We start from the raw sequence: 5,127 nt of genomic DNA on the forward strand, positions 1-5,127 counted from the left end.
GACCCCACGTGGGGGAAGATCACCCGTGTCACCGTGAACCCTACGCACTGGCCGGTCATCCCCCACCGCGTCCCGGTCGCAGGCCACGTCATCCACGTCGGATGGTTCGAACAGGAGCAGGACGCGGACGAGGTGATGGTCTGCTCCTTCATCCCCCTGCGCCTGGAGCTCCTGGTGATCCCTCCCGAGACCGAACCCTCCACCGCCGAGCGGCTGATGACAGCGGCGTCCGACCCGGCCAACACCCGCACCGGCACCGACCTCCTGACAGCCGCGGGCGCGCCAACCGCAGACCTACGGGCCGACGGATGACAACGATCACCAGCGGACGACAGCATGCGGTTCACCGCCGGCCCCGCCCCTGGCTTCCGCCATCCGCGCGCTGCCGCCCGACGGTACCCCGGATCGTGCGGGCAGGTGCGCGGACGCCGCCCCGACATGTCCCACCGCGCGGCCCCATGAAGCCCCGCTCTCGGCGGCCTCGCAGTCGATGACCGGAGCCCTCCCGCGCTGGATGGACATCCGGTGCACGCAACGGGGATGCGGCGAGCCGCGACCGCCCTCATGACTGCAACTGATCCCGCTACTCGCGTGACCACTCCGTTTCGGCCTGGGGCTCACCGATGGAGTGCCGTCCCTCCCATGCCCGGATTCTGATCGCCCGGGGTCCGGGAGCGGGGCTCGACAGCGTGCGGACGAACACGTCCCGCAGGTGGTTGGCCGTCTGCTGAGGCGGCCCGTCGTATTCCAGAGGGTTCGGCATGGGAGCGCCGTCCTGCTGGGACCAGCGGCCGTCGTCATCCTGCGTCTCGAGAATCCACCGGTAGTACCGCATCCTGGCTTCCTGCGACGACGGGCCTGTGTCAGAACACGACCGTAGGGGGCCCGGCAGACCGCCCGCGACCGGACGACTTCCACCCCGCCGCGTGCCCGATCGTCGCGCCGAGTCGCCGCGCCGGCGCACCGGGCGGGTGCGGCGCGCACGCCCCCGATGGAGAACGGGAGATGCCCACAGACCTCGGAGGTTGCCGGTGTTCGAAGCAAGTGACATCCGGGAATGGCGCGGCCACGATGTGCTCGACGTCGACCGCCACAAGATTGGCACGCTGGAGTCCGTCTACGTCGACACCGCGACCGATCAGCCCTCGTTCGCGACCGTCACGGTCGGGCTCCCCACACGCCGCCGCCTGGTCTTCGTCCCCCTCGCCGACGCGCGGGTCGGGCCAGGCCGTCTGCAGGTCGTCTGGCCCAGGAGCCAGGTCAAGAAGGCGCCGGCAATCGGCACCGACAGCGTGCTCCCGGCCGAGGACGAGGCAGCGATCTTTGCCCACTACGGACTGGACTACGCGCAGGGCGCGGGCGGCGAACGCCGCCTGGCACGCCGATAGGCCCCGCCGGGCCCGGAGGAGACCGGAGATGGCACTGGTGCTGTTCCTGATCATCCTGGCGATCGTGCTCGGCATCGTCGGCGTGGTCGCCCACGGGCTGCTCTACCTGCTGTTCATCGGCATCGGCGTACTGATCATCGCCATCGTCATCTCCGCCGTCCGGTTCCGGCACGGCGGCCGCTCCCCCAACCGCTGAGACACCCACGCGCATTCACCGTACGGGTACGCGGCGGATGCACTGACAGTCTGCGGGTCAGTAACCGGAACCGCTTCGCACATAGGTGCCCGCGACCTGGAGCCACGCCACGGGGCTGAAGTGCGCCTCGACCACATGCGGAGCGTCCTCGAAGACGCGCGGGATCCGCAGCGCTCCGCTCGGGTGCAGGTCGTACTCGTACGTGACGCCACCGGGTTCGTCCTGGTACTGCATGTCCAGCGGCCCCTTGGACGGCTCCGCCGGCGACCGGGCCTCGGCCGAGAGTTTCACATAGACGGACATGTCTCCGTCATGCTTCTTCCAGTGGCCCTCCCGGTCGTACCCAGCGGCGCAGCGGTCAGGGCGCTTCGCCGGGAGGCTCGCAGGTGATGCCGGTGGCCGTGAGGATCTGGCGCGCCGAGTCGGTGCCGTCAGCCTGAGTGCAGCGCCGGCGTGCTGCGATGCCCGAAGGCACGAGGCCGAGCTGCACGCGCGTTCGGATGAGGTAGGGATGCGCCGCCCGCCGTGCCGAGCAGGCTGGCGGCCCGGCGTGTGTCTTGACCCCACAGGGGACGCCGTGCGTAACACTGTGTGCTGTGTCGAGTACGAGCCGGGGCGGCAATGGCGGCGTGCAGGAGGGCGGCGCGCCGAGCCCCGACGCTCTGCTGCCGGCGCTCGACGCGGAGCAGCTCGGGGTTTTGCGCCGGGTGGGGCTTGCGTGGGGCCGGGTTGCCGGGGATCCGCAGGTGTGGCGGCGAGCGCTGCCCGTGGATCCGGATTTCGGTCGTTATCCCGCTCCTTCGGAGATCCTGCCGGTCCGCTTCGGTCGTTTCGTGCGGGTGGCCACGGTTGGCGGACGACCGCCGGCGGCTGAGGCGACCGGCGAGGACACGCGGACTTCCCGGCCCGGCCGGGTCGGTTCCAGGGTGCGGCACGTGCTGTTCGGGGCTCCGCTGAGGAGCACCGCGATCGCGCACGAGCGGATGCGCAAGCTGGTGGCGTTGCCGGTGCTCTCCGCCGACGCGCTCTCCTCGGTCGCGTATGGGCCCGAGGCGATGCTGGCCGTCCTCGTTCTCGCCGGTGCCGCCGGATTGCGGTACACGGTGCCGATCGCCGTGACGATCGTGTTCCTGATGCTCGCGGTCGGGGTGTCGTACCGTCAGACGATCCGCGCCTATCCGCACGGCGGTGGTTCGTACATCGTCGCCACCGCGAATCTGGGCCGCGTTCCCGGGCTCGCGGCCGCTGCCGGCCTCATGACCGACTACATCCTCACCGTCGCGGTCTCGATCGCCTCCGGGATGGCGGCGGTCACCTCGGCGATCCCCTCGCTCCAACCCGACATCGTGCCGATCGGCATCGTCGTGATCGCCGCGCTGCTCGCCGGGAACCTGCGCGGCGTGCGGCAGGCGGGTGCGCTGTTCGCCGCACCGACGTACGCCTTCGTCATCGCGGTCCTCGTACTCGTCGCCGCGGGTCTGTCCGACGCGGCCGGCCGCGGGTTCCACCCGACGGCGACACCACAGCTGACCGCGACCGAGAGCGTCAGCCTGCTCCTGGTCCTGCGGGCCTTCGCCTCCGGCTCGACGGCGATGACCGGCATCGAGGCGATCTCCAATGCGGTGCCGGTCTTCCAGCCGACCGAGTGGCGCAACGCCCGCACAACTCTGGGCTGGATGGTCGGCCTGCTCGTCGCGCTGTTCGCGGGCACGATCGCTCTGGTCCATCTCGATGGCATCGTGCCCAGCGCGAACGAGACCGTGCTGTCACAGCTCGCCCACCGCACCTTCGGCTCAGGCTTCCTCTACGTCTTCACCCAGGCAGCCACCGCCGCGATCCTGCTCCTCGCCGCCAACACCGCCTACAACGACTTCCCCCGCGTCCTGTACCTGCTGGCCCGCGACCACCAGGCGCCGCGGATCTTCCTGAGACTGGGCGACCGCCTGGCCTTCAGCAACGGCATCATCCTGCTCTCCGTCGCGGCGGCGGCGATCTACGCGGCGTTCGGCGGCAAGACCGGCCCCCTGATCCCGCTCTACGCCGTCGGCGTCTTCCTCGCCTTCACCCTGTCGCAGACCGGCATGGTCGTGCACTGGTGGCGCCTGCGCGACCGCCACTGGCGCAAGAGCCTGGCCTTCAACGCCACCGGCGCCCTGCTCTCCGCGATCGTCTTCATCACCGCCGGCATCACGAAGTTCACCGAGGGCGCCTGGTTCGCCGTGCTCACGGTGGGACTGTTCATCCTGGTGACGACACGAATCCGGCACCACTACGACACGGTCCGCGCAGCAGTCGCCCTGCACCCCCACGCCGTCGAAGTCCCCAGCCACACCATCACACCGCCGGGCCCGGGGACCGGCCCGCCACGCGCCACCTGGCCCGAGGCGCCGTCCGAGGCCCAGGCAGAAGCGGAGAGCGAGGAGACCCCGGAGGAGATCCACCCGCTGTCGATCGTGCCGATCGCCACACTGGACCAGGCCGGCATGCGCGCCCTCGCCTACGCCGCCTCGCTCCAGCAGCCCGTCCTCGCGCTCCACATCAGCTCCAGCGCGGACGAGGCCCAACGCTTCCGCGAGTACTGGAACCTGTGGGGCGACCACCTGCCTCTGAAGATCGTCCTCTCCCCCTATCGCGCGATCGTCGCACCACTGGTCAACTACATCGAGTCGCTGCACCACCAGCGCCCGGACCTCACCCTGACCGTCATCCTCCCGGAGATCGTCGTGCGGCACTGGCGCCACCGTCTGCTGCACAACCGACTCGCGGCTCGGCTACGGAGGGCACTGCGCCCCCTGCCGAAGGTCGTCGTCACGACCGTCCCGTTCCACGTGTAGCGCAGCGGCGCACCGAGCAACCCGCTGTTGTCCCACCGCGCACAGCAGCGAATCCGCTTCGTCGGGCCACCGGGACGCTTCCACGTCCGTCCGGGAGAAGCCGACCCTCGGGAAGGGCGGGCGCAACGGACAGCCGGCCCCGGGCCGACCGGGGCACGGAGGTGGACACCAAGCCCCTCGGGCGGGCATGACAGGGCTCCAGTGATGAACCCGGGATCGAACGGTCATGGCAAGCCTTGAGGCGGAACCCGGAACGGTGCATCTGGCCCACGGGGCCGGATACGTCAGCCCCGGCGTTGCGATCGGCGAATCGGTCGATGCATTATCCGTATCGACGAGCGCGGATGGGTGCACGTTACTCAGACGGACGGATCTCGGGCGTCGTTCCCGCCGCATGCAGTAGAACGCATCAACTGGGGCGAGCCCGGTTCCTAGACACGAGACTCCCAGCCTTGCCGTGGGCAGGGGCTCCCCCCGAGGTGTGGACACCAGTGCTATGCGGCGAGTGCCAGCGTAGCTGATCGTTGTTCGAACTCGATCGGGCTGAGGTAGTTCAGCGCGGAGTGCCTTCTGCGGGTGTTGTAGCGGGTGATCCAGCGGAAATCCGCCAGGCGGGCGGTACGGGCTCCGGGCCGGCGCTTCGCGCCTTGGAGGGTCTCCTGTTTCAGCGTGGCGTTGAACCCCTCGGCGGCGGCGTTGTCCGCGCTCG

Annotated in this window: 6 protein-coding genes; 4 read left to right on the top strand and 2 right to left on the bottom strand. The window is 70.1% G+C overall.

Going from position 1 to position 5,127, the window contains the following annotated elements:
* The 3 genes from IEZ12_RS36295 to IEZ12_RS36305 form a co-directional block, all read left to right on the top strand.
* A partial coding sequence (locus tag IEZ12_RS36295) for a DUF5994 family protein (protein WP_229848657.1) occupies nt 1–312 on the top strand: 312 nt, incomplete at its 5' end.
* A gap of 719 nt (nt 313–1,031) precedes the next feature.
* Complete coding sequence (locus IEZ12_RS36300; RefSeq protein ID WP_189278546.1) at nt 1,032–1,388, top strand: PRC-barrel domain-containing protein; 357 nt, start codon at nt 1,032–1,034, stop codon at nt 1,386–1,388.
* Between the two features lie 28 nt (nt 1,389–1,416).
* On the top strand, nt 1,417–1,584 hold the full coding sequence (locus IEZ12_RS36305; protein WP_189278547.1) for a hypothetical protein: 168 nt from the start codon (nt 1,417–1,419) through the stop codon (nt 1,582–1,584).
* A gap of 57 nt (nt 1,585–1,641) precedes the next feature.
* On the opposite strand, the gene IEZ12_RS36310 is transcribed toward IEZ12_RS36305, so the two are convergent.
* Nucleotides 1,642–1,887, bottom strand: coding sequence for a hypothetical protein (locus IEZ12_RS36310; RefSeq protein ID WP_189278549.1), 246 nt, complete (start codon nt 1,885–1,887; stop codon nt 1,642–1,644).
* A 680-nt stretch (nt 1,888–2,567) separates the two neighbouring features.
* On the opposite strand from IEZ12_RS36310, the gene IEZ12_RS36315 reads away from it, so the two are divergent.
* Nucleotides 2,568–4,418: an APC family permease gene (locus tag IEZ12_RS36315; RefSeq protein ID WP_229848669.1), complete on the top strand. Its 1,851-nt coding sequence runs from the start codon at nt 2,568–2,570 to the stop codon at nt 4,416–4,418.
* Nucleotides 4,419–4,912: 494 nt separating this feature from the next.
* Here IEZ12_RS36315 and IEZ12_RS39820 read toward each other — a convergent pair.
* On the bottom strand, nt 4,913–5,127 hold a 215-nt coding region (locus tag IEZ12_RS39820; protein WP_229848659.1), incomplete at its 5' end, for an integrase core domain-containing protein.

It is taken from the genome of Kitasatospora griseola (assembly GCF_014648555.1).
Taxonomy (GTDB): Bacteria; Actinomycetota; Actinomycetes; order Streptomycetales; family Streptomycetaceae; genus Kitasatospora; species Kitasatospora griseola.

What these genes read in the sequence shown, in the direction of transcription:
- IEZ12_RS36305 (WP_189278547.1), top strand. Translation starts at nt 1,417, where the DNA reads ATGGCACTGGTGCTGTTCCTGATCATCCTGGCGATCGTGCTCGGCATC.
- IEZ12_RS36315 (WP_229848669.1), top strand. Translation starts at nt 2,568, where the DNA reads ATGCGCAAGCTGGTGGCGTTGCCGGTGCTCTCCGCCGACGCGCTCTCC.
- IEZ12_RS36310 (WP_189278549.1), bottom strand. Translation starts at nt 1,887, where the DNA reads ATGTCCGTCTATGTGAAACTCTCGGCCGAGGCCCGGTCGCCGGCGGAG.